The sequence below is a fragment of the Acidobacteriota bacterium genome, from assembly GCA_034211275.1.
GTDB lineage: Bacteria > Acidobacteriota > Thermoanaerobaculia > Multivoradales > JAHZIX01 > JAGQSE01.
This window is the reverse complement of sequence record JAXHTF010000341.1, coordinates 1-2,833: the sequence shown is the minus strand read 5'-3', so window position 1 is coordinate 2,833 and position 2,833 is coordinate 1. Positions and strand designations below refer to the sequence as shown.

Genomic DNA, 2,833 nt, shown 5'->3' with positions numbered 1-2,833 from the left:
TCCTGCCGGATGGTCTGGGCACCTCCCCGGAGCAAGCACCCGGGCAGCGGCTCTACCGCACCGGCGACCTGGGTCGCTGGACGGTGACGGGGGAGCTGGAGTTCCGCGGCCGCCGGGACCACCAGGTCAAGGTCCGGGGCCACCGAGTGGAGCTGGGGGAGATCGAGGCGGTCCTGCGGTCGGTGGCGGACGGCCAGCCTGAGTCCCTTCGCGAGGCGGCGGTGGTCTACGAGGCCTCGTCGGGGCGCCTGGTGGCGTTCTTCGCGGCGGCCCCGTCGGACGGTCCGTCGGCGGACGAGCTGCGCCGGCGGCTGGAAGAGAGGCTCGAGGAGCGGCTGCCGGCCTACATGGTGCCGTCGCGGTGGGTGGCGCTGGAGTCGCTGCCGCGGACGCCCAACGGCAAGGTGGACCGCAAGGAGCTGCTGGCCCGGGCTGCTGCAAGCTCCGGATCCGGCGCGGAAGGAGCGGCCCGCCCGCCGGCCCCGGGCCTGGAAACGGCGCTGGCAGAGATCTACCGCCGGGTGCTGGAGGCGGAGACGGTGTCCGCGACGGCGAGCTTCTTCGAGCTCGGCGGCCACTCGCTGCTGGCCACCCGGGTGGTCTCCCAGGTACGCCAGGCTCTCGGGGTGGAGCTACCCCTGCGCCAGCTCTTCGAGACCCCGACGGTGGAGCAGCTGGCGCGGGTGGTGGCGGGGCTGGAGGCCACCGACGAGGACGAGCTGCGAGCGGGCCTCGCCCCGGCCACCGGTGCCCCGCTCTCCTTCGCCCAGCAGCGGCTGTGGTTCCTCGATCAATTGGAGACCGCCAGCGCTCTCTACAACATCCCGCTGGCCCTGGAGCTGCGGGGGCGGTTGGAGCCGTCGGCGCTGGCCTGGAGCCTGGGCCGCATCGTCGAGCGTCACCACGCGCTGCGCACCCGATTCCCCGGAGAAGAGTCCAGCGAGGATCCGGTACAGGAGCTGGCGGAGGCTCCGGGCCGCTGGATCGCGCTGCCGGCGGTGGATCTATCGGGCCTGGGAGGCTCGGAGCAGGAGCTGCAGCGCCCGTCGGAATCGTGGAGACCGTCGGAATCGTGGAGACAAGCGCTGGAGGGGCTGGCGCGGCGGGAAGCCGGGGCACCCTTCGATCTCGCCGCCGGCCCGGTGCTCCGTTGCCGGCTGGTGCGCTTGGCCGCCGAGCACCACGCCCTGCTGGTGACGGTGCACCACATCGCCGCCGACGGCTGGTCCTTGGGGGTCCTGCTGGAAGAGCTCTCGGCGCTCTACTCGGCGCGGCTTGCGGGGCAGCCTTCGCCGCTGGCTCCGCTGCCGGTGCAATACGCCGACTTCGCGGTGTGGCAGCGCCGGCGGCTGACGGAGGAACGGTTGGAGGCGGAGGTGGCCTGGTGGCGGCAGCAGCTGGCCGGTGCGCCGCCGGTGCTCGAGCTGCCGCTGGACCGCCCGCGAACCTCCCGGCGCCGCTACCTCGGTGGCCGGGTGCGCTTCCGCTGGGACGCCGAGCTGACGGCGGGGCTGGTGCGGCTGGCACGGGAGCGGGACGCGACCCTCTTCATGGTCCTGCTGGCAGTCTTCGACAGCCTCCTGAGCCGTCTCGCCGGCGGCACCGACGTGGTGGTGGGGACGCCGGTGGCGGGGCGCACGGCGGCGGCGGTGGAGAAGCTCATCGGCTTCTTCGTCAACACCCTGACACTGCGGGTGGATCTGGGCGCGGGAGACGGGCAGTCCAAGGGAGAGGGGAAGCCTGAGGCCGGCAGAGCCCACGAGCCCACCTTCGCCGAGGTCCTGGAGCGGGTCCGCCGCTCGGCGCTGGCGGCCTATGACCACCAGGAAGTGCCCTTCGAGCGCCTGGTGGAAGCCTTGGCGCCGGAGCGGGATCTGAGCCACACGCCCCTCTTCCAGGTCCTCTTCCAGCTGCAGAACACGCCCCTGACCTCCTTCCGGCTGCCGGGCCTTGAGGCCTCGCCGCTGTGGGGCGAGACGGGGGTGGCGAAATTCGATTGGACCCTATCGCTACGGCAGACGGGGGGCGAGCTGGAAGGTTCCTTGGAGTATGACCGAGAGCTCTTCGACGCCACCACGGCGCAGCGGGTGGTGGGTTGGTACGAGGTGCTGGCGCGCTCGGCGGTGGCCGGCCCGGATGCGGCGGTGGGAGAGCTGGAGATGCTCAGCCCCGCCCAGCGCCAACAGCTGCTGCTGGAATGGACGGGGATGTGGGGCCGTGAGGCGGGACCGGAGGGCTTGCACCAGCTCTTCGAAGCGCGGGCCCGGGAGCATCCGGATCGTCCGGCGGTGACGGATGGATTGGGAACCCATGGATCCGGAAGCTGGTGGAGCTATGGCGAGCTGCTAGCGGCGTCCCGCCGGGTGGCGGCCTATCTACGAGGCCTCAGTTTGGATCCAGAAAGCCGGATCGGCGTCTTCCTGCCCCGGGACCGGCGCCTGGTGTCCTCGCTGCTGGGGATCCTGGGGTCCGGGGGCGCCTACGTGCCGCTGGATCCGGAGTATCCGGAGGAGCGACTGCGCCAGGTTTTGGACAACGCCGGAGTCCAGGCGGTGCTGACCACCGGCGAGCTGGCGCCGCGGCTGCCTTTTGCTGAGGAGTCGGCCACGAATGCGCGGCGGATCACCCTGGAAGAGGTGGAGGGGGCCTCGCTGGAGATAGAAGGAGCCTTCCAGGCGCCGGTCTCGCCGCAGCAGCTGGCGTACCTGATCTACACCTCCGGCTCCACGGGGGTACCCAAAGGAGTAGCGCTGAGCCACGGCGCGGCGGTGACGCTGATGCATTGGGCCCGGGACTACTTTGACGACGAGGAGCTCTCCGGGGTCTACGCCGG

1 protein-coding gene is annotated in these 2,833 nt (G+C 71.7%); it reads left to right on the top strand.

Translation table 11 applies throughout. The annotated features are described in order from the left end of the window. Window positions 1-2,833 (top strand): condensation domain-containing protein (locus tag SX243_25740; protein MDY7096393.1); only part of this gene is annotated, 2,833 nt, incomplete at both ends.